20 protein-coding genes are annotated in these 19,954 nt (G+C 53.0%); 6 read left to right on the forward strand and 14 right to left on the reverse strand.

The features are described from left to right. Positions 1-41 precede the first annotated feature (41 nt). Genes tadA through G8770_RS20900 form a run of 3 tightly spaced genes read right to left on the reverse strand, consistent with a single transcriptional unit; the run spans position 42 to position 1,779 of the window. Complete coding sequence (gene tadA, locus G8770_RS20890) at positions 42-596, reverse strand: tRNA adenosine(34) deaminase TadA (protein WP_167191604.1); 555 nt, start codon at positions 594-596, stop codon at positions 42-44. Then, on the reverse strand, positions 593-1,486 hold the full coding sequence (locus tag G8770_RS20895) for a putative RNA methyltransferase (RefSeq protein WP_167191606.1): 894 nt from the start codon (positions 1,484-1,486) through the stop codon (positions 593-595). The genes tadA and G8770_RS20895 overlap by 4 nt, the downstream gene beginning before the upstream one ends. Continuing rightward, positions 1,483-1,779, reverse strand: coding sequence for a DUF1653 domain-containing protein (locus tag G8770_RS20900; RefSeq protein ID WP_425050906.1), 297 nt, complete (start codon positions 1,777-1,779; stop codon positions 1,483-1,485). The genes G8770_RS20895 and G8770_RS20900 overlap by 4 nt, the downstream gene beginning before the upstream one ends. Positions 1,780-2,090: 311 nt before the next feature. Here G8770_RS20900 and G8770_RS20905 point away from each other — a divergent pair, with 311 nt between their 5' ends. From G8770_RS20905 to G8770_RS20915, 3 genes are all read left to right on the forward strand, one after another. Further along, complete coding sequence (locus G8770_RS20905) at positions 2,091-2,882, forward strand: class II aldolase/adducin family protein (RefSeq protein ID WP_167191608.1); 792 nt, start codon at positions 2,091-2,093, stop codon at positions 2,880-2,882. Positions 2,883-3,167: 285 nt separating this feature from the next. Further along, complete coding sequence (locus G8770_RS20910; protein WP_167191610.1) at positions 3,168-4,193, forward strand: GlxA family transcriptional regulator; 1,026 nt, start codon at positions 3,168-3,170, stop codon at positions 4,191-4,193. A gap of 71 nt (positions 4,194-4,264) precedes the next feature. Beyond that, positions 4,265-4,585: a 2Fe-2S iron-sulfur cluster-binding protein gene (locus tag G8770_RS20915; RefSeq protein ID WP_167191612.1), complete on the forward strand. Its 321-nt coding sequence runs from the start codon at positions 4,265-4,267 to the stop codon at positions 4,583-4,585. A gap of 143 nt (positions 4,586-4,728) precedes the next feature. On the opposite strand, the gene G8770_RS20920 is transcribed toward G8770_RS20915, so the two are convergent. Beyond that, positions 4,729-5,415, reverse strand: a complete 687-nt coding sequence (locus G8770_RS20920) for an SIMPL domain-containing protein (RefSeq protein WP_243760613.1) — start codon at positions 5,413-5,415, stop codon at positions 4,729-4,731. Between the two features lie 200 nt (positions 5,416-5,615). On the opposite strand from G8770_RS20920, the gene G8770_RS20925 reads away from it, so the two are divergent. Continuing rightward, positions 5,616-6,155 carry a YaeQ family protein gene (locus tag G8770_RS20925; RefSeq protein WP_167191616.1) on the forward strand — a complete coding sequence of 180 codons (540 nt, stop codon included), beginning with the start codon at positions 5,616-5,618 and terminating at the stop codon, positions 6,153-6,155. Between the two features lie 136 nt (positions 6,156-6,291). Here G8770_RS20925 and G8770_RS20930 read toward each other — a convergent pair whose 3' ends face one another. From G8770_RS20930 to G8770_RS20945, 4 genes are all read right to left on the reverse strand, one after another. Continuing rightward, positions 6,292-6,720: a YbaN family protein gene (locus G8770_RS20930; protein WP_167191618.1), complete on the reverse strand. Its 429-nt coding sequence runs from the start codon at positions 6,718-6,720 to the stop codon at positions 6,292-6,294. A 46-nt stretch (positions 6,721-6,766) separates the two neighbouring features. Further along, on the reverse strand, positions 6,767-7,249 hold the full coding sequence (locus G8770_RS20935) for an FKBP-type peptidyl-prolyl cis-trans isomerase (RefSeq protein ID WP_167191620.1): 483 nt from the start codon (positions 7,247-7,249) through the stop codon (positions 6,767-6,769). Between the two features lie 179 nt (positions 7,250-7,428). Continuing rightward, entirely contained in the window at positions 7,429-8,067 is a 639-nt protein-coding gene (locus tag G8770_RS20940) for a YigZ family protein (RefSeq protein ID WP_167191623.1), read from the reverse strand. Beyond that, positions 8,057-8,644 carry a DUF6942 family protein gene (locus G8770_RS20945; RefSeq protein ID WP_208022423.1) on the reverse strand — a complete coding sequence of 196 codons (588 nt, stop codon included), beginning with the start codon at positions 8,642-8,644 and terminating at the stop codon, positions 8,057-8,059. Before G8770_RS20945 ends, G8770_RS20940 begins: the two co-directional genes overlap by 11 nt. A gap of 316 nt (positions 8,645-8,960) precedes the next feature. Between G8770_RS20945 and ylqF the strand changes: the two genes are divergently transcribed. After that, positions 8,961-10,070, forward strand: coding sequence for a ribosome biogenesis GTPase YlqF (ylqF, locus tag G8770_RS20950; RefSeq protein WP_167191625.1), 1,110 nt, complete (start codon positions 8,961-8,963; stop codon positions 10,068-10,070). 2 nt (positions 10,071-10,072) lie between these two features. Continuing rightward, positions 10,073-10,771, forward strand: a complete 699-nt coding sequence (locus G8770_RS20955; protein WP_167191627.1) for a hypothetical protein — start codon at positions 10,073-10,075, stop codon at positions 10,769-10,771. Positions 10,772-10,912: 141 nt separating this feature from the next. On the opposite strand, the gene G8770_RS20960 is transcribed toward G8770_RS20955, so the two are convergent. The 6 genes from G8770_RS20960 to G8770_RS20985 form a co-directional block, all read right to left on the reverse strand. Beyond that, the gene (locus G8770_RS20960; protein ID WP_243760607.1) at positions 10,913-13,567 is read right to left on the reverse strand and encodes a TonB-dependent receptor plug domain-containing protein; all 2,655 of its coding nucleotides are present in this window, start codon (positions 13,565-13,567) and stop codon (positions 10,913-10,915) included. Between the two features lie 259 nt (positions 13,568-13,826). Further along, entirely contained in the window at positions 13,827-14,477 is a 651-nt protein-coding gene (locus G8770_RS20965) for a nucleotidyltransferase family protein (RefSeq protein ID WP_167191631.1), read from the reverse strand. Then, positions 14,474-15,484 carry an XdhC family protein gene (locus G8770_RS20970; RefSeq protein WP_167191633.1) on the reverse strand — a complete coding sequence of 337 codons (1,011 nt, stop codon included), beginning with the start codon at positions 15,482-15,484 and terminating at the stop codon, positions 14,474-14,476. Before G8770_RS20970 ends, G8770_RS20965 begins: the two co-directional genes overlap by 4 nt. 106 nt (positions 15,485-15,590) lie before the next feature. Beyond that, positions 15,591-17,792 (reverse strand): xanthine dehydrogenase family protein molybdopterin-binding subunit, encoded by a 2,202-nt coding sequence (locus tag G8770_RS20975; RefSeq protein ID WP_167191635.1) that lies wholly within the window; start codon positions 17,790-17,792, stop codon positions 15,591-15,593. Continuing rightward, a complete protein-coding gene (locus G8770_RS20980) occupies positions 17,789-18,295 on the reverse strand; it encodes a (2Fe-2S)-binding protein (protein ID WP_167191637.1) in 507 nt (168 codons plus the stop codon). Before G8770_RS20980 ends, G8770_RS20975 begins: the two co-directional genes overlap by 4 nt. A gap of 317 nt (positions 18,296-18,612) precedes the next feature. Then, a complete protein-coding gene (locus tag G8770_RS20985) occupies positions 18,613-19,878 on the reverse strand; it encodes an iron-containing alcohol dehydrogenase (RefSeq protein WP_243760608.1) in 1,266 nt (421 codons plus the stop codon). Positions 19,879-19,954: the final 76 nt, after the last annotated feature.

A 19,954-nucleotide genomic window follows, 5' to 3' on the forward strand; every position in this document is an offset into this window, starting at 1 on the left:
CACGGCGTGGCAGCCAACCCTTAACATCTGTCGCTCACAGCCTACTCTTTGCAAGCTTGCTCCTTCAACGCCTGGCGGGCCGCCTTTTTTTCCTCACGGCGGCGCTTGAAAAAAGCTTGAATCATAGCGCTAGCTTCCGCCTCACACACGCCGGCGGAGTACTCAACGCGATGATTCATTTCAGGCCGATCGAACACCGAACCATTACTGATGACTGCCCCGGCCTTGGGTTCCGATGCGGCAAACACCACGCGCTTCACCCGGCTGTGTACGATGGCGCCAGCGCACATCGTGCAAGGCTCGATCGTGACATAGAGCGTTGCCTCGGGCAGGCGATAATTTTGTTGATGCTTGGCCGCGCTGCGCAGCGCCATAATTTCAGCGTGAGCAGTAGGATCACAGCCCGTGATGGGCTGATTCCAACCTTCACCAATGACTTGGCCATTGAGCACAATCAAGGCACCAACCGGCACCTCCTGCAACGCTTCAGCTTGTTGCGCAAGCTGCAGAGCACGCTGCATCCAGCGCCGGTCCTCCGTGAGCACATTTTGGTTTTCTGTGTTGGAATGGTCGGTATGGGGGTTTTCAGAAGTCATGAGAAGTCCACCGCGGCAGTCGCCTTCAGATCCGGCTCAACCAGGCGATCCAGCTTAGACAAACGATATTTTTGCAACATGAATTCCGCGGTGACCTCGAGAGAGTCCAGGGCCTGCAATGACTTTTTACCTTCAACACTGCCCCGCCAGACAAACGGCGTCATTTGCAACAACTGCAGCACAGCTCGATTGCTGTCCAGCGCCATTGTAAATCTCAGGTCAATTTGCTCGACCAGTTCAAAACCATCAGGGGCCACAGGCAGCTCGTGACGTTTCACTTGCTGATACAACGACTGCTTTAACTCCAGCAAATGGTCAGGGCCCGGCACTACCCGCCAGAATTCACCGTCAGAGCGTAATACCCTGGCCACTTCCGCGCTGTCACCGGGCGCAAAGACACGCAACAACAGCCCCACAGAGCCAGACTGAACCGGCAACTGAAAACCGCTGGCCACGGCAATTTCGGCTTCAGGCAATTCCCGGGCCGACAACTTTGCCGCCTCCTTGGAAATATCGATGCCATAAAAACAGACATCCCCCGAACCGCTCTTCGATACAGCCTGAAGCTGATGCAGGTAGTAGCCTTCACCACAACCGCAGTCGAGCAAAGTCATTGCCGGGGACACCTGCTCTGCACGGCGATGCAGGAGCTTCAGCCACTGCTCCTGCAAGAGGTTGGCCAGAGGCAAATAAAAGCCAGCCTGTAGAAACTCTCTGCGCTGCAACAACATCTGACGATCATCACCAGGGGCACTGCTGCGCTTTTGGTGGGCCGGCAAAAGATGTAAATAGCCCTGCTTGGCCCGGTCAAAGCGGTGCCCTGCATCACAAAAAGCCCCGTTTTGGTCCAGGGTTAACTTACTGCGGCAGAGCGGACAGGCCCATATCATGCCATGAACTCACATGCTGGAGCCTGGGGGAAATCGTCTGACCTGAAGTCGCCACTGTAATCAAAACGAGGGATCACCTCCCCATCAATGGTAACCGTCTCCTGAAACATACCCAGCGGCCGAACCCACAAGCTGTAATCACCGTACAAGCAGCGATACACCACCAGAGGCTCTTCCGTTTCACTGTGTCGAGCGACATCGAACACCTGATAATCCTGACCTTTGTAGTGACGGTATACGCCAGCCTTTAGCTTTCCCATAAACTCCATGACCTTGTTAAGAGGTTGACTCATTGCCTTAGTTGTTAAAACCACCAGCACAAGTTGTTAAAACCACCAGCACAGCAGCGGAAACAAACCCGGGCGGTTAATGCCTGCCGGGGATTTTACCATTGTTTTCCCTTCAGTATTGCCCCTCAAGCTTGCTTACTGCCCCCGAGTGAACGCCTCCCGCACACTGTGTTTTACAGTTTGTCGTATAGGTTACGGTTCCCGTCACGCTGCCGGTCTACACTGAATCAGAAGCACATGAAACGTACTGCAGTTTGCTGCACGACAATAACCACAGACCAAGTCCTTGTAATACGTGTGATCTGGAGAGATTTATGAACGATGCAGTCAATTCCATTGTTATGAACACCGCGGGAGGCATGCCCTCCATGAGCGAAGGCGACACCCCTGAAGCCCAACGACTACATCGCAAGCGCATGCTCACGGCTGCATTTCGACTGTTCGGCAAATTTGGGTTTGACGAAGGTGTCGCGGGCCATATCACCGTCCGCGATCCCGAATTCACCGACCACTTTTGGGTCAACCCAATGGGCGTCTCTTTCAAACAGATAAAAATGTCTGAACTGTTGCTGGTCAATCATGACGGCAAAGTCATTGAAGGCAGCGGCCTGCTGAACGGTGCGGCCTTCACAATCCACTCTCATATCCACAAAGCTCGCCCTGATGTCATCGCAGCCGCGCACAGCCACTCAGTGTACGGTAAAAGCTGGTCCAGCCTTGGACGCCCTCTTGACCCGATCACTCAAGATGCCTGCGCGTTCTTCGATGATCACGTCTTATTTGATGATTTTGGTGGTGTTGTTCTGGAAAACGACGAGGGCGTACGCATTTCTGCAGCCCTCGGCAACAACAAAGCCGCCATCCTCCAGAACCACGGCCTGCTGACCGTCGGTGGCAGCGTCGAAGCCGCTGCCTGGTGGTTTATTACCATGGAGCGCTCCTGTCAGGCACAGCTCATGGCCGAAGCCGCAGGCACCCCCAAATTGATCCCAGCGGAAACCGCCCTCACGACCTATCAGACGGTTGGCAGCGAACTGGCCGGCTGGTTCAATTTCCAGCCACTGCTGAGCGTGATTACCGCCGAACAGCCTGATATGTTTGACTGATCAATAAACGACTGTATTGCCCCCACAGCAGGCCTCGGCCTGTTGTGGGGTCTCCCGTTTACCCCCTGCGCTCAAGCGACCCCACACCTGACGAAGGGCTCACCTTCAACTAGACGAAGCGCTCACCTCAAACTAAAAGCCTTTCATCCTCCTCTCCCGCCTGTCACTTTTGACATTTTAGGCACAAATACTGCCACCATTGTCCTTTTTAAACCTATATTTTCCTGGAAAGTTCGAGCTACACTCTTTGCCATCCAGAATGACCGCCACCATATTGAGCTTCCTATGCCCACGATTACCATTGCCGTTTATGACGGGTGCCGCGCCTCCAGTTTCACCAACTTTCTGGACATGCTGGACATCGCCAACCTGCAATGGCAAAAACGCTACGACACCTCCGAAACCTTATTCCGCTGGAAACTGGCCTCGGGGGATGGCAAGCCTATCCGTACCGCGACACACATCCGCATGGCGGTCGACAGTACGTTTCAGGATGCCGAGCCGTCGGATGTGGTGATGGTGGCAGCGGCCCAATATGGCAACAAACAGGCATTCCCGGAATTTTTAAAGCGACAACGCCTGCTGATTCAATGGTTGAAGCAGCGCAGTGACCAGGGAGCGATGCTCCTTACACTGTGTACCGGCACATTTCTGGTCGCCGAAACCGGCATATTGAATAATCAGCGGGCTACCACGACCTGGTGGCAGGCAGACCTGTTTCGCGCCCGCTACCCCAGTGTCACACTCGATGTAGACCAGCTGCTGATTCAATCGGACAATTTTATGATTGCCGGAGCCGGCAACACCGATTCACTGATGGCCCTCAAACTGATAGAGCGCTACATGGGGCATCAAATCGCCTCGCTCACCTCTAAATTGATGCTGGTGGACAACAATCAGGTAGAGCAGACACCGTACCTGACCCTTCAACAACAGTTACAGCACAACGATTCTCTGGTCGCGGACGCCCAAACCTGGCTCCAAATTCACATGAAAGAACCTGGTGCGCTGGACAAACTGGCCGAACACTTGAATGTCAGCTCGCGGACATTAATCCGCCGTTTCAAGCAGGTCATGGAGGTCACGCCCAACCGCTACCTGCAAAATCTGCGCATCGATACCGCCAAGCGCCTGCTGGAAACCAGCGGCAACTCCATTGAAGCGATCATGCTTCAGGTTGGCTACAACGACCTGAGCTCCTTTAGCCGTTTGTTTCAGCGTAAAACCGGTCTCACTCCCAGGGCGTATCGCGCCAGATTTCAGTACCCGAATTCTGGACACTCCCCTCAGATCAATGCCCTCCATGCATAAAACGAAGCAAAAGGCTTAACCTCTTTCCCATATGACGATAGAATCTACCAAAATCAAAACTTGAGGTAGCTATGCCACTTATTAATTACATTGAAGCCAACGGCAACCACCATGAAGCTGAAGTGTCTGTTGGTGAAACTGTCATGCAGGGTGCTGTAGACAATATGATCGACTCCATCCTGGCAGAATGTGGCGGCGCTTGCGCCTGCGCCACTTGCCACTGCTATGTGGACGAAGCCTGGATCGATAAAATCCCCCCCGCTCAGGGTATTGAACAAGACATGCTGGAAGCGGTGGTAGAACCGAAAGACAACAGTCGTTTAAGCTGCCAGATCTACGTCACCGAAGAGATGGATGGTTTTACCGTACGCCTGCCAGAGTCCCAGTATTAAGTACAATATACAGCCATCGACCTTGGCTGCTACTGGACACTGCGTCCCCCAGAGACCGGCTCATGCCGGTCTTTTTCGTTTTAGCGCTGTTAAGCTCAACGTAAGCGTTAGCACATCACCGGCGATCACCGTGCAGATCAACGCTAATCCACTTCAAAAGTCACCGACACAGTCGCCTCAATGGTCTGCTGACCCACATTCACCTGCGGAGGCACAGGACTGCTGGCTTCTGCTCTCATGGCCATATTGACGGATTTGTATACCGGTGGCTGCTGCCACTGGGTACCCACCTCCATCGACAACACCTCGCCCACTGTTTGGTTTAAGGGTTTTAGGCCCGCTTCGGCTTTTTTCTTGGCCAGCTCGACCGCCTTGGTGATCGCCTGCAGCTCCAGATCTTCCCTCAGACTGAAATCAAATCGGGTCGAACCCAACTCGGTGGCCCCAGCCGCAATCAACCCGCCGTACACCCCGGACAGTTTCGAGATGTCCTGAAGCTTGGCAGTAAAGGAGCCAACGGCTCGATAACCCGTCAATTCACGGGGTTTGTCCCGCGGATAGCTCCACTCGGGGTTGACCAACACCTGAGCGGCCTGCAAATGTTCGGACTGTATACCCTGGCGCTTGAGGTAAGTGATAACAGAATCCAATTTGGACCTCGCTTCCGTAACAGCCCCTTCAGCTGTCGCCCCCAAACTCTGAACCTGCCCATTCACAACCGCAATATCCGGAATGGCTTCCACTACCCCGGTTGCCGAACTCGACACCTGTGGGATTTTATCCGCGTACACACTCACACAGACCAAACACATCAAAACCGTTCCCATCATTCTTTTCACAAACTGACTCCTTAATTCGTTAATAGCTGTTTTATCCGGGCTCTCATAATCCTGCAGTATGAATATATGAATCTTTGACCCAACAATGAATAAATACCGTGCTTGAGACCGCAAACGGGGTACAATAATTCCAACTTTCGTTGTATGACGACCACATTTTTTTACCTCTCTCCCTACCCTTACGGTGCACCATGGCTCTTAAAGCAACTGTCTTCAAAGCAACCATTAATATTGCCGATATGGACCGATATTATTACGACGAACATGTGCTGACACTCGCCCGCCATCCGTCGGAGACCGACTTACGCATGATGGCAAGGTTGGCAGTATTTGCCCTGAACGCTGAACCGCGGCTGAATTTTACCAAAGGCATAAGCACAGACAGTGAGCCGGACTTGTGGATCAAGGATTACAGCGATCAAACGGAATTGTGGATAGAGCTGGGGCAACCGGATGAAAAACGACTGCGACAAGCCTGCGGGAAGGCACAAGCTGTGAAGATTTATTGTTACAGCGGCCGCTCAGCAGAACTCTGGTGGCAACAAACCAAACACTTTGCGCAGCGTTTTGACAACCTTACGGTGATCAATTTACATGAAGAAGGCATTCAGGCATTAAGCGAATTGGCTCAACGCAACATGTCTCTGCATTGCAACATCGAAGATCAGGAAATGAGTGTCAGCGATGAAACCACAAGTGTCATCATCACACAGGAAATGTGGAAGGGCTAAACCGAAGCCTTGTGTGCACAACATCGTTAAACATCAGCATGGGGACGTGCCAGCACAGTTAAGCAAAGCCCAGCATAGTTAAGCACAGCCCAGCACAGTTAAGCACAGCCTGGCTCTCCCAAAACTCGAAACCGGTTTAACCCGACTCAGAATCTTTGCGAACAGGGACTGACACCTGCCTGGCCAACAGCTTTTCCTGTTCAGTGTCCAAAATGGGTTGACGCCACAAGTAGATCGTTACACACACGCCGCCAATGAAAAAAATCACCCCGACCCACCAGCGGTCTATCAGGTAGGTCGAAAAGCACAAACTGAACCACAACAGAAACAATACCCGGTTACGTACCCTAAGGGGGATTCCATGACCATCCTCCCAGGAGGTAACCATCAAGCCAAAATATTTATGGTTACGCAGCCAGAAATGAAAGCGTGGGCTTGAGCGGGCAAAACACCAGGCCGCCAATAAAATGAAAGGGGTTGTTGGCATGATGGGCAAAAAGATTCCAACAACTCCCAGCACAATGCTGAACCAGCCAAATGACATCAGGGCGTATTTTTTTACCATTGGAATCTACTGCACCACCGCTCTCAAATTAGGTCCAAAGATCAACTCAGTGCTGGTGGCCACCTGCACCGTGGGCATGGCCGTGAGCGATCTCTTCGCTGGTCGCTTCCCGCACATCCACGACTTCAATGGAAAACACCAGGGTTTTCCCCGCCAGGGGGTGATTCGCATCAATGTCGACATTTTTCAGGCCGACCTTGATCACCACGGCTTCAGTCGCACCATGCTCGGTGTTGATCTGAACCATCTGCCCCGGGGTGATTTTTCCTTTGGTGAGCAGGTGTTTTTTAGGGACGCGTTGCACCGCCCCCTCTTCACGGCGCCCGTAGCCTTTATCCTGGTCCAGTGTCACCTCAAAGCTCTCGCCAGCAACCTTACCTTCCATGGCTTCCTCCAAGCCTGGCAGCATTCCCTTATGCCCATGCAGGTACAAGACCGGATCACCATCGTGTGAATTCTCAAAAATCTCTCCACCCTCTTCCTGAAGGCGATAGTGGAAAGAAACTACTTTATCCTGACTGATTTGCATGTGAATAATCCTGATCTCATCAAGTTCTATATCAATGTACTGTAATAACCAAAACCAGCGCGAAGCCGTCTGGCTGTGCAGATTCCGTGATGGCCTCACAAGCTGATTGTGCCAAGGCCATAAATATCGGCGCAGTATGGCCACTCACCTCGTGAATGGCAATTTTTTCAGCCTAGATTTTACCTGCTCGCCCCGGTCTCGGCGGCTACTATTTCTGCCCCCTGACCAACGGCAAAGCTCAGTAAAAGTTCAAGTTTGTCATCGGGGAGCGCAATCTGACACGCGATGGACTGGCCGTAATCTACCTGAATGACCTGACCTTGATGCTGACTCAACCAGTGCCGCAGGCTTTGTTCAAAAGCAAAATCGCCCCTGAGCTGACACTGGCTCATGGGCACCTGAGCTTCGGTTTGCAGCTCGGTCATCGCCAGCTGGGCCGAGTGACTGTAGGCCCTGACCAAACCACCCGCTCCGAGTTTTATCCCGCCAAAATAGCGGATGACAATCAGCATGATGTCACCCACATCCTTATGCTGCAGAACATTCAAAATCGGCTTACCCGCCGTACCACTGGGCTCACCATCATCGGACATTGCCACCGTGGTTGGCGAGTGCGGGTTGCCTATCAAATAAGCCCAGCAGTGATGCCGGGCATCCGGGTAATCCTGCCGGGCCTGTTCCAGCAAGGCCATGGCTTCCTCACGGTTCTGCGCACGGGCAGCACGGGCGATAAACCGGCTTTTCTTGACTTCATACTCCCATTCTAAGGCTCGTGCCGGCACGTTGAAGGTCGGGCGAATACGGGGCTTATTGAGCATGGGGCTGCTCCGGCTTTGCGGCTGGGCGTGATGTTGCCGAGGATGCAAGTCGCGGCGCCCGCAGCCCGCGTACGATATCGACCAGGCGCCCGATCCGCTCATTGCTCAGCTGACGATAATCCAGATACGGACAGACAACGAGCCTTTGGGACCTGTTAACCGCAAAATGGGTATCCAGCCAGTCAAGCTCAGCAATCCGCCCCTGATTGTGCAGCTCGGCGGCGTAAGTTTTGCCCGCCACAATATGCACGGTCTGCTTGACGGTAAAGTCCGGCGGACTGAACAGCAGAGCCTCGGCTGAGTGACCCTGCAGCAGTGATTGATCTCGATACGCCTGCCAGGAGCCCGCTGCGGTGACCCTGGGCTCTTCCAGGGCAAAGAGAAACTTGGCATAGACGTTAAACACTTTGCGCCAGTGATTGCTTGTATTAGCCACAATGTGAGCCAGTTCCGCCGGCAATAACGGCGTTAGATGGTCCCGTGACGGGTAATCGTCCAGGGGCGGGCGATTCGCCAGATAAATGGCCAGATTGTAATTTTTTGCGCCAAATCCCACCTGCCCTCCGTGTTCCGTCATGATCCTCGATTCCCACTGCTCGCTGTTAGTGCCATGGGCGAGACTATACCAAATTCGCGGCCACGATGATCTGCAAGGCCTCAAGCTTCTCCACTGCCCGGCTTATTAGACAACGTTTTAGACAACGTTTCTCGGTTCAGGCTCCGTTCCACCGCACGCGTTAAAGCCACCTTGGTGGTGGACACCGTTGAGGACGAAAAACGCCTCAAGCGATGAAAGACGCCCCCAAATCAGTAATCAGTTTAACAATCCTGCGCCAGCCCAGTACAATAGCCCCTTTCCCATTTCCTCACCCAGTTCTAAGGCGCAGTCATTCATGGCAATCCAGTGGTATCCCGGGCACATGCATAAGGCCCAGAAAGAGATTAAGGAGGTTTTGCCCCAGGTTGACCTGTTGATCGAAGTTCTGGACGCGCGTATCCCCTTCTCCAGCGAAAATCCGGCGATTGCCTCACTGCGTGGCGACAAGCCCTGCATCAAGGTCTTGAGCAAAACCGACCTCGCCGATCCGGAGGTTACCGCCACCTGGCAGGCCTACCTGGAACAGGAAAAAGGGGTTAAGACCCTGGCGATCACCACCGAACAGCCCGGCAAAATGAAATTACTGCTCGACCTGTGCCAGAAGATGCTGCCAGAAAAAGCCGCCGGGGTTAAAACCATCCACACCATGATTGTGGGCATCCCCAATGTGGGCAAATCCACCCTGATCAACACCCTCGCCGGTAAAACCATTGCCAAAACCGGAAATGAGCCGGCGGTCACTAAAAGTCAGCAACGCATCAATCTGGGCAGCGGTATCATGCTGCTGGATACTCCGGGGATTCTTTGGCCCAAAGTCGAGAATCCTAAAAGCAGCTACCGTCTGGCAGTCACTGGCGCAATCAAGGATACCGCCATGGAGTATGACGACGTGGGCTTCTTTGCCGCCGACTACCTCATCAAACATTACCCGGATCGCTTAAAAGAGCGCTTCCAGCTGGACAGTATTCCGAACACCGAGCTTGAATTTTTAGAAATGGCCGCTGCACGCCGTGGCGCCCTGAGCGCCGGTGGTCGGGTGAATTTGCACAAAATATGCGAAGTTTTAATTTACGAACTCCGCTCGGGAGCTCTGGGACGCATCAGCCTGGAAACCCCGGAAATGATCGAGCAGGAAAAACAGGAAGTTGCGGCCGCTCAGGCAGCCAAAGAAGCCGAGGCCGAAGCTCGCAAACAGCGTTTTAAACAAGGCACCCGGGATCCGGAGGGCAAAAACAACACCCCGCCCCAACCTAAACAAAGACGAAAAAGGCCACCGAGCGCCAAAGCCGCCGGCCCCAAAAGCGGCTGCCAATTGAACCGCAGTAAAGGCGGTAAAAACACCCTGGGTGAAACGCCCTCAGCGCCTAAAAAACCGTCCCGCCCTTCCACCAAAAAACGTCGTTAATTATGAATGCCACAAAAATCACACTACTGGCGATTACCCTTTTTGCCGCCTTGGGTTATGTCTGGTTTACTTCTGAACCACAGTTACAAGACAGCCGCCAGATTGCTCTCCCGTGGAATGTTGAGCCCCATGAAGACGGTACTTCCACGGTGTTCGACATCCGACTGGAAACAACCACCGTCAGCGAGTTGCTGACCACCCTCGGAGAGGATCATGAAATCGCCATCATCAGTGATGCCCAGGATCGCAGCGGCCTTGAAATCTATTACAGCTATTTTTCTTCAGGCCCCATCAGAGGCAAGCTGATTGCCCAGGTGGCTGTCCACGATGACACCCTGTCAGAGATGAAAACCCGTGCCGCCAGTTCCAGTTACATGGACTCCGGCGCACGTAAGTTTTTATTGAGCCCGGCGGACTACGACCGTATTCAATCCATGCCGATCAATAACCTGGCCCTCACCCCATCGGCCAACCTCGATGAGCAAATCATTCTTTCCCGTTTTGGTCTGAATGCTCAACGAGTCCTGACACCGGAAGGTATTGAACATTTCCTATACCCACAACTGGGCATCGACATTGCCTTGAGCCAGGAGGCTAAAGAGCTGATCCAGTACGTCGCGCCGAGGAGTTTCAAGGTCTTATCAGCCCCGCTGGAAACGCTGGCTGAACAGGAATCACTCGAGTCCACGGCTCAGCCTTAAGGCGACGCAGCTTTACCGGAGCCTGCAACACAAAAAAGCCCGGACCACTGGCGGCCAGGGCTTTTCCATCAGTGACAGATGCTGACGCGACGTTATCGTACCGGGCGTTCAGCGCTCGGAAAACTTCCCGGAATCCCCCTTTTAGAAATCATAAGTGATTCGGCCATACCAGTAGGCGCCGTTGAAGCCAAACGGTGCCGAACGGCGTGAATAGGTAAAAACGCCAGGGCTGTTGACAATCACATTGCCGCCAACGGCATCCTCCAGAGCGCCACCGCGGCTGTTGCCGATTTCATTTTTATCCGGGTACTCATCAAAGATATTATTTCCCCCCAGACTCAGGTTTAGCCCGTTACCAAACGAGTAGGCGACGTTCAAATCTGTCAGCCATTGAGCGTCGAAGGTTTGACGGCCACCATCTTCCACGGTGTACTCACCGTAACGGTTGAAGGCGAGATTCACGGACCAATTGCCCAACAGGTAAAGCCCCGTCAGACTGATGCGATCTTCAGGTTGCCACTCTTCAATGATCGAAATATCCTGATCACTAAACACCACTTCCGGCGCTAACTGCGACAAATCACCACCCGCCGAAGTGAATATATCGGTCACTTCGGTTTCCGTCTTGTTGGCCGCCAGCGTAAGGTCCAACAGACCTCCGACAAGCTCAATCCCTTGATAGGTCGCGACTAGATCGAAGCCTCGGGTTTCCGTATTGGCCCCATTCAAAAAGAATTGAGCGGCCCCGGCTCCGACACTGGACAGCGCATCACCCAGCGTGCCCGTTGGATCATCGTCCGATGCCAGTCGATTACTGATGACAATGCGGTCATCGATATCGATTGAGTAATAATCCAGAGTGATGCTCAGCTGTTCCAGAGGCGTGAAAATGACACCGACACTCCAGTTGGTGGACTCCTCTTCCTTCAATTGAGGTATACCAATTGCCCTTGCAAGATCACTGTCGTTGCGGAAAGTCCCGACCTGAACCGGAATTTGTGGTCCCCCCGGATTTGATGGGTCATCCACAAACTGGGTACCGATGTTATTGAAGTACTGCTGCTGCATGGACGGCGCCCGGAACCCCGTACTCACCGCGGCCCGAAGGCGGATATAATCGGACAACTCCCAGTTAGCCGCCAATTTATAATTGGTGGTATCGCCGAAGTCTTGGTAATCGTCGTAGCGCACTGCACCACTGACTAAAAAGGCATCCGTTAATTGATATTCAAGGTCGACATAAAAAGAAACGATGTTCCGGTCTTCATCCACCGAAGAGACCGGTGAAATTCCCGGAAACCCCTGAATACCACCGCCGGCGTCCTGGGGGTAATTGGATATACCGTTGGTTGTATCAAAATCGTCATAGGCATAGGGATCCCCGGGAGTGATCTTGTAAGTATCGGTGCGATATTCAAAACCGGCAGCAATACCCAGCTCACCAATGGCGTGAGTCATGGCAATGTTGAAGGTTTCCAACTCCAGCTCCAGCCCATAGGCATCCGCCTTGCGGGGGATGGTGCTGCGAATATCGGCGTCCGATAACCCCTGCCCAAAGTTCAGAAAATTGACATACGAATAATTGATGGAATTGCTGGTAGTGTAATCAATTTCATTTTTACCATAGGTATATGACACATCGAATGTCGTCCCACTGGAAAACTCGGTTCGATACCCCACATCAAAAGACATGTCATCAATTTGGGAATTGATCAAAGGCAAAAAGCCGTTGGGGATGACATTGTCGCCATCATCCAAAGCAGCATCGTAACCGGATTCCGGATTGCGATAGAAAGCACCGGATTGATTTTCCCGCTCTGAATAGGTGACGAATCCGTACACCTCGCCCACACCGATCCCGACCGCCCCGTTCAGGACAAACGCATATTGTTCAGAGTCCGCATCCCCGATCCGGAACGCTTCACGATCAAATGTGGCTTCCCTGGGGTCGCCAATTTCTGCAAAGCCATTGCCATCGGTATCAACACAACCACCATAAGCACAGGCCCCCTGTAATCCTGCACGGTTGGTCCGGCCGCGATCCCGGTAATTGAGAGTCGCGTTGATAAAACCCACATCACCCAGTTCAAAGCCCTTATTGAAATCCAGGTTAACCGTTTCGCCATCACCTTCGCTGTATTCACCATACGAGGTGCTGACTCTTCCAGCCTCATTATCGTCCTTTAACACAATGTTAATGACACCCGCAATTGCGTCAGAACCGTACTGAGCGGCGGCACCGTCTCGCAGCACTTCAATGCGTTTTATGGACGCAGCGGGGATCGCATTCATATCAACGCCGGCGGTACCGCGACCGACGGAAGTATTAATGTGAATGAGCGAGGCCTGGTGGCGTCGTTTGCCGTTAATCAACACCAGCGTTTGGTCCGGCCCCAAACCACGCAACGTTGCCGGACGCAGTGCATCCGTACCATCACTGATGCTGGATGAGGAAAAGTTAAACGACGGGGCTAACGATTGCAGCATGCGCCCCACTTCGGTCTGACCGGTATGATCCAGCGCTTCGGCGTTGAGCACGTCGACTGGCACGGGCATATCTTCACTGGTTCGCCCTTTGGTGCGAGTACCAATGGTAATCACCTCTTCGATGAGTGTTGCTTCTTCAGAATCATTCTCTTGAGCGATTGCAATGGCCGCGCTGATGGCCAAAGGCAATGGCAACATAAGCCCTGCCAGGCGCTTAAAGTTAAGCCAGGGCTGTCGAACACTTTTCTTCTGTCGACGGCTCAACAGTCTCCTGCTGGATGTCGTGCACTGGCGGTTTGTGACAGTCATGGCGCTCTCCCGTTTTATCATTTTTTTAAAGATTATTTCCGAACCAGTGAATAGCGTTAGTTAACCAATTGCATTAGCTTGCATAAATAAGCTGTTGTTAAACTAAAGTTCTTTATCTGTTTAGCTATAGCACAAACTCAGAATTTTTCATGAAAGAGACGAAAATGTGCCAAAAACACCGGAAGCATGATCAGAGTGAATGTTAGACGCTTTGCCGATAGCAAATCTGAATAAAAAAACGGGGATCCCTGTACAGCATCTAAGCCGTTGGGCGGAGATCTTGCGGCACATCGATATCCCGTAAAATGCCCGGATCCTGAACCGGAAGTCGCTGAACACGTTCCGGCGTGGCGGCAATGATACTTTTGCCCCCGACATCACCGGTCAGGTTTTGCAACTCGGGCAGGAAGTGATGACTGAACAGCACCGGATTGCCGCACCGCCAGCGGTCAGGTTCACACTGGAATTCAGGCACCACAATACAGGGCAGGTCGCATGGTGTTTGACCTGCCTGCGCTTGCTGTTGGGCTTGATCGCGAACATAGCGCTGGCAAATCAGTTGATAGGTGTCAGCCGTCACGTAGGGCATGTCACCCAAGCCAATGAGCCATGCCTGCGCTTGTGAAAAATAATTCACACCCGCAATCAGACTCTGACTCATGCCAAGGTCTGCTGAATCAATGCTGATCCAGTTCGCCTTTAGACTCTCAAGATGCTCCTGCAATCGCTGATCACCCGAGCGGACCACACAAAGACAGTTCGGGACGACTGGCCTCATATTCTCAATCACGCGCTGAATTACTGAAGTACCGTCATCGTGCGTGGCCAACAACTTGTCGCCGCCAAACCGACGGCCCCGCCCAGCGGCCAAAATCAGCCCGCAAACGCCAGTTGCCGGGTCACTGCTCATGACTTGTCATCAGCAGGCGTGTTATCTCTGCCTGAAAGCTGAGCATTGATGTCGATACCATTTCTCAGAGCGGTTAATTCGGCCAGCACGGCCAGGGCAATTTCTGGAGGTGTTTTGCTGCCGATCGGCAACCCTACAGGCCCTCTCAATAACCCCACCTGTGCCTCGGTAAAATCAAAATGCTCCAGCAACCTTTGACGTCGGTTGTGGTTGGTGTTGAATGAACCCAGCGCCCCGACATAGAACGCACGGGAATTGAGCGCTTCCAGCAGCGCCAGATCATCCAGCTTCGGGTCGTGGGTCAAGGCCACAATCGCGGTTCTTGTATCCGGCTGTAACTCTCTCACCGCATCGTCGGGGTAGCCGGCGATAAACTCCGTATCCTCCACACGCCAGCTCTCCCGATACTGAGGCCGAGGGTCACAAATGAAAATTCGGTAACCCAACGCGTTGGCCATCTCCGCCAGGTAACGGGAGGTTTGGCCGGCACCAATAATCAACAAGCGCCACACGGGACCAAAGACGTTTTGCCAGACATTTCCCCGCAGTTCGGGTTTGTCATCAGTGTGCCAAGCCCGCAACGCAGGGGCCACATCGTCTTCGTCAGTGCCGCTGATGACGACCGTACGGGTGACGGTACGACGGGTGCTGATGGCATCAATTAAAGCCTCTATGTCGCTTTCGCAGCCTCGCAGCGGTTCCAGCAGTAATTCCAGAGTGCCCCCGCACGGCAGACCAAAGTGATGGCGCTCTTTTTCCGATTCTCCATAGACGGTTATTGCTACACGTTGGGGAGGGTTATCAACCAGCCGCTGCAGCAAATCATCTTCAATACAGCCTCCAGAAACCGAACCAAAGAAAGAGCCGTCGGAACACACCGTCAACAGAGACCCCACCGGTCTCGGTGAGGTGCCATAGGTTTTCACCACCGAGACCAGCGTTACATCAAATCCCTGTTGCAGACCTTTTAAGGCCGCCTGCAAAACTTCTAACTGTGTACTTTGCACATCGAACCCGCTTTATAACTGGCCAGATAAGTCTGGCCATCTATCGCACCTATGTGTTTAAGACCCATTTTTTGGGGAGGGCGTCATTGACATCGAGACCCCGCCATTATGCCAATTTCAACGGCAGACGTCTTAACCGCTGTGCCGTTGCTGCGAACACAGCATTGGCCACAGCTGGAGCGATGGGGGGCAAACCTGGCTCACCGACACCGGTTGGCGGCTCTTCACTGTCAACCATATGCACGTCAATGTCAGGGGACTCCAGCATACGCAGCATGGGGTAATCGTGGAAATTACCTTGCTCAACCGCCCCGTTTTTAAGGGTGATTTCACTGTAGAGCGCCGCTGTTAATCCGTAAATAATCCCACCTTCCATTTGTGTGCGTACCATATCCGGGTTCACTACACGCCCACAGTCCACCGCACAGGTGACCTTGTGGACCTTAATCTGACCGTTATCAACAGACACTTCAGCCACCTCGGCGACATAAGACTGAAAGCTGGCCACCGCGGCCAAGCCCAGAAACCGCCCGGGCTTCGGAGCACCCCAGCCAGCCTTTTCCGCCGCCAATGACAAAACATGCTTCAGCCGGGGATTGTCATCCAAGTGGCGCAACCGGAAAGTTAACGGATCTTCCCCCGCCAAAGTAGCGAGCTCGTCCATAAAGCTTTCGGCAAAAAAGCCCGAAAAAGAATGGCCCACCGCACGCCAGAAACCACAGCGCAACCCAGGGTCAACCGTAACGTGACGGACCTCTTTATGCTCGATCGTATAGTCTTCGTACAGCCCCTCTATGCTTGAAGAATCGACCGTCCAGCCATCAAAAATGCCATAACCGCGCTTACTTGCCCACTCCACCATGGGCTGCGGCAGAAAGTCCGGGAGTACCGCACCCATGGCCTCATCAAACATATAAGGAAGAACATTGGGGCCGGCTCTTTTCACCGTCCAGCTTTGAAGCTGCCCGTTAGTATCCAGTCCGGCTTCAAAGTCAGCCATAGCCGCTGGCCGGTAGTAATCATTTTGAGTGTCGTCTTCACGATTCCAGATCAATTGCACAGGCTCACCTGACAATTTAGCAATCTGGGTCGCCTCGGCCACAAAATCATGAAACCCTCTGCGGCCAAAGCCTCCACCTAAATAAGTCGAGTGCACCTGAATCTTGTCACGGTCAATGCCGCTGTGTTCGGACATAATCGCCTGAGCGACGTCAGGTGCTTGCGTCGGGACCCACAATTCCCCTCGCTGCCCTTGCAGGTGCACGACGCAATTCATCGGCTCCATTGTGGCGTGGGCCACATACGGCACCTGATAACGAGCTTTTAACGTTTTCCGGGCGGCGGTCAATCCCTCGGCCCCCTGGCCTTGTGTGAACGCCTCCTCCCCTTCCCTCTTCAGGCCTTCAGTCAGAAGCTGCTCTATGTCGCTGGACGAAACCTGCACCAGTTGCGGAAAATCCCAAACCACCTCAATCAGATTCAGAGCCTTGCGTGCCTGCCAGTAATGGTCTGCCAAGACCGCTACCCCATTGTCAATCGTCAGAATTTTCAACACCCCTGGCTGCGCCTCGGCGCCATGAGTCTCAAAACTCTTCACTTTGCCGCCAATCACCGGACAGCGTTTTAACGCGGCGCGTTTCAGACCCGGAATATCGACATCGATACCAAACTCAGCGGTGCCGGTCACCTTAGCCAGCGCATCAATGCGTGGACCACGATCATGACCGATCCACTGGAAATCTTTACTGTCTTTGAGCACCACCTGTTCGGGCTCAGGCAGACTTAAGCGCGCCGCGATGGCGACAAAATTCGCCATCGGCGCGGTTTGGTCTGAATAATGGACCTGCCCCTGAGACAGGGTCAATTCACCGACGGGCACCTGTAACTGTTGCGAGGCGGCCTGCAGCAGTAAAAATTTAGCCGTTGCTGCTGACTGACGAATTGCCTCATAACGCACCCGGATACTGGAACTGCCCCCGGTAATTTGTGCGCCCATCGCAGGCGCCACATAGTCTTTATGAACTCCGGCATGGGTGATCTGTATCTCCGCCGGATTCATATCCAGCTCTTCAGCGATCAGGGTTGCCAACCCCATCGTCACGCCCTGCCCCATCTCTGCCTGAGGTAAGAAAAACCTGACGTCCCCCTGTTCAGAAAATTGCAGAAAGGCATCTGGCTGCCACTGATTCTTTTCCGTAAAGGGATAGGGTTTGGTGTTGCAGCCAGTCAGTGGCAGCCCCAGAATTAACCCGCCTCCAGCAACGCCCATTAACTTTAAAAACTGGCGACGTCCTTGCGATAGACTCATGTTGTAACGCCCTCTCCTTGAACAGGATCAAACAAAACCACCCTGTTTTTTTGCGCTTCGGCGGCCGCGTGAATGGCCTGCTTGATGCGGGGGTATGTCCCACACCGGCACACATTACCGCTCATAAAACTGTCAATATCTTCATCCGTCGGGTTGGGATTCGCGCTCAACAACGCCGACGCAGACATGATTTGTCCTGGCTGGCAATAGCCACACTGAGGTACGTTATGGGTAATCCAGGCCTGCTGAACAATGTGCAGGCTTTGCGCCTGCCCCAGGCCTTCAATAGTCGTTATCTCGCCATCTGCGACGGCAGATATCGGTAACACACAAGTCCTGACAGCGGATCCATTGAAATGCATCGTGCACGCACCACACAGACCCATACCACAACCGAACTTAGCTCCGGTTAAGCGAAAATGTTCACGTATCACCCACAGCAAAGGAGTGTCCTCCGGAACGTCAGTGGTGACGGTAACTCCATTTAATTGAAAACTGATCATGACTGTTGCTCCCGAACAACGAACGACTCATCAACAACGTACTGCTCTTTCATACCATACGGCTCAGTACCACTCATAAGACACAGCCTAAAAGGCCGCCCCCAACAGGCAATGACAAAAGTCTTTTTTTCAAAAGTGCTCAAAAAAATCACCTTAGCGAGTGTTTTAAAAAAACGACACAGACTTAACCCTTCTAAACAGAAGTATTAGAAACAGGGGCGCTAAAGCACCCAGCCCGACTGAACAGCCATCGTAGAGCCAGACATTAGGCTGCGACAAGCGCGGGCTACCAATACTACGGAGGGGGGGTAACGATTTTAAACCGGCAGCAGCTTCTTCAAGATACCCTGGCACTGCTGCAAATCCATGTACTTGGGCACCGGATACTTGTAATTGCCTTCGCGCATGGCGGCTTGCGCCAGGTCAGGAATATCAGCTGCCTGAAGGGCATCCAGCGTTGCCGGAATGCCCATGGCCTTGTTCATCGCCCAGACTTTATCAATAAACTTTTGAGCCAGGACAGACTGGCTTTCCGTGCGTTCGCCCAAGCCACACTCAACGGCAAGCGTTGCCAAGCGATCAGCCACATGATCTTTCGAAAACTGCAAAATATGCGGTAGCACCAACGCATTCGCAAAGCCGTGCGGGGTGTGGTATTTGGCGCCGAACTGATGGGCGATGGCATGAACATAGCCCACAAACGCTTTGGTGAACGCCAGACCAGCGTAGAAAGCCCCCATGGCCATGGCTTCACGAGCGGCCACATTGCTGCCATCGTGATACGCCGTTTCCAGGTTGGCAATCACCATACGGGTTGCGGTCACTGCGTACGCATCCGTCTCTTTGCTCGCGAAACTGGAAATATACGCTTCAACGGCATGCGTTAAGGCATCCATACCAGTGGCTGCAGTAATCGCAGGTGGCAGCCCCAACATGATTTCAGGATCTAAAGCCGCGACCAAAGGTACCAATTTAGGATCCAGCACCAGTTTTTTATCACCTGCTGTCGGGTCAGAAATCACTGCGGCTACGGTTACCTCCGATCCGGTACCCGCTGTCGTTGGTATGGCAAACAAAGGCATTGCCGGTTTTTTAGCGACAAATTTACCTTCAAGCTGTCGCGCTGTTTTGTCATTATTACCCGCCAGGGCGATCACCTTGGCAGCATCAATGGACGACCCACCGCCAACCGCCAACACCCCCTCACATTGATGCCGTCTAAGTACCGACAGCCCCGCATCGACCACATCAAAAGTAGGATCCGGTTCTACGCCATCGAAAACAACTGGCTCAATTCCCTGAGACTTTAGCGAGGTTAGAATAGGCTCAATAACACCCAGCTTGACCAACATTTTATCCGTGACCAACAATATTTTTCTCATGCCAAAATGGGCTATGGCTTCAGACAACTGAACCGAGGAGCCTTTGCCTGACAGCACCAGTGGCTTGGCATCGGGCACGAAATGCATAACCAAACGGGTTAACAGCATCACACATTTATAAAACAGGACTTTCACAAAGAAAGGGATTTTTGAAGCCAGAGGAGTTTGTATAGAAGTTGGTGGCTGGGAAGAATTCTGCATATCTATCTCCGTATATTATAATTATTGCTGTTTATATAGCCTGGGAACCTCGACACCATTTTACGCACTCTCGCCC

Origin of the sequence: Pseudomaricurvus hydrocarbonicus, assembly GCF_011602365.1 — a bacterium.
GTDB lineage: Bacteria > Pseudomonadota > Gammaproteobacteria > Pseudomonadales > Cellvibrionaceae > Pseudomaricurvus > Pseudomaricurvus hydrocarbonicus.

Bases quoted from the DNA above. Each gene is read 5' to 3' on its own strand.
- tadA (WP_167191604.1), bottom strand. From the start codon at position 596: ATGACTTCTGAAAACCCCCATACCGACCATTCCAACACAGAAAACCAA.
- G8770_RS20895 (WP_167191606.1), bottom strand. From the start codon at position 1,486: ATGATATGGGCCTGTCCGCTCTGCCGCAGTAAGTTAACCCTGGACCAA.
- G8770_RS20900 (WP_425050906.1), bottom strand. From the start codon at position 1,779: ATGAGTCAACCTCTTAACAAGGTCATGGAGTTTATGGGAAAGCTAAAG.
- G8770_RS20905 (WP_167191608.1), top strand. From the start codon at position 2,091: ATGAACGATGCAGTCAATTCCATTGTTATGAACACCGCGGGAGGCATG.
- G8770_RS20910 (WP_167191610.1), top strand. From the start codon at position 3,168: ATGCCCACGATTACCATTGCCGTTTATGACGGGTGCCGCGCCTCCAGT.
- G8770_RS20915 (WP_167191612.1), top strand. From the start codon at position 4,265: ATGCCACTTATTAATTACATTGAAGCCAACGGCAACCACCATGAAGCT.
- G8770_RS20920 (WP_243760613.1), bottom strand. From the start codon at position 5,415: ATGATGGGAACGGTTTTGATGTGTTTGGTCTGTGTGAGTGTGTACGCG.
- G8770_RS20925 (WP_167191616.1), top strand. From the start codon at position 5,616: ATGGCTCTTAAAGCAACTGTCTTCAAAGCAACCATTAATATTGCCGAT.
- G8770_RS20930 (WP_167191618.1), bottom strand. From the start codon at position 6,720: ATGGTAAAAAAATACGCCCTGATGTCATTTGGCTGGTTCAGCATTGTG.
- G8770_RS20935 (WP_167191620.1), bottom strand. From the start codon at position 7,249: ATGCAAATCAGTCAGGATAAAGTAGTTTCTTTCCACTATCGCCTTCAG.
- G8770_RS20940 (WP_167191623.1), bottom strand. From the start codon at position 8,067: ATGCTCAATAAGCCCCGTATTCGCCCGACCTTCAACGTGCCGGCACGA.
- G8770_RS20945 (WP_208022423.1), bottom strand. From the start codon at position 8,644: ATGACGGAACACGGAGGGCAGGTGGGATTTGGCGCAAAAAATTACAAT.
- ylqF (WP_167191625.1), top strand. From the start codon at position 8,961: ATGGCAATCCAGTGGTATCCCGGGCACATGCATAAGGCCCAGAAAGAG.
- G8770_RS20955 (WP_167191627.1), top strand. From the start codon at position 10,073: ATGAATGCCACAAAAATCACACTACTGGCGATTACCCTTTTTGCCGCC.
- G8770_RS20960 (WP_243760607.1), bottom strand. From the start codon at position 13,567: ATGACTGTCACAAACCGCCAGTGCACGACATCCAGCAGGAGACTGTTG.
- G8770_RS20965 (WP_167191631.1), bottom strand. From the start codon at position 14,477: ATGAGCAGTGACCCGGCAACTGGCGTTTGCGGGCTGATTTTGGCCGCT.
- G8770_RS20975 (WP_167191635.1), bottom strand. From the start codon at position 17,792: ATGAGTCTATCGCAAGGACGTCGCCAGTTTTTAAAGTTAATGGGCGTT.
- G8770_RS20980 (WP_167191637.1), bottom strand. From the start codon at position 18,295: ATGATCAGTTTTCAATTAAATGGAGTTACCGTCACCACTGACGTTCCG.
- G8770_RS20985 (WP_243760608.1), bottom strand. From the start codon at position 19,878: ATGCAGAATTCTTCCCAGCCACCAACTTCTATACAAACTCCTCTGGCT.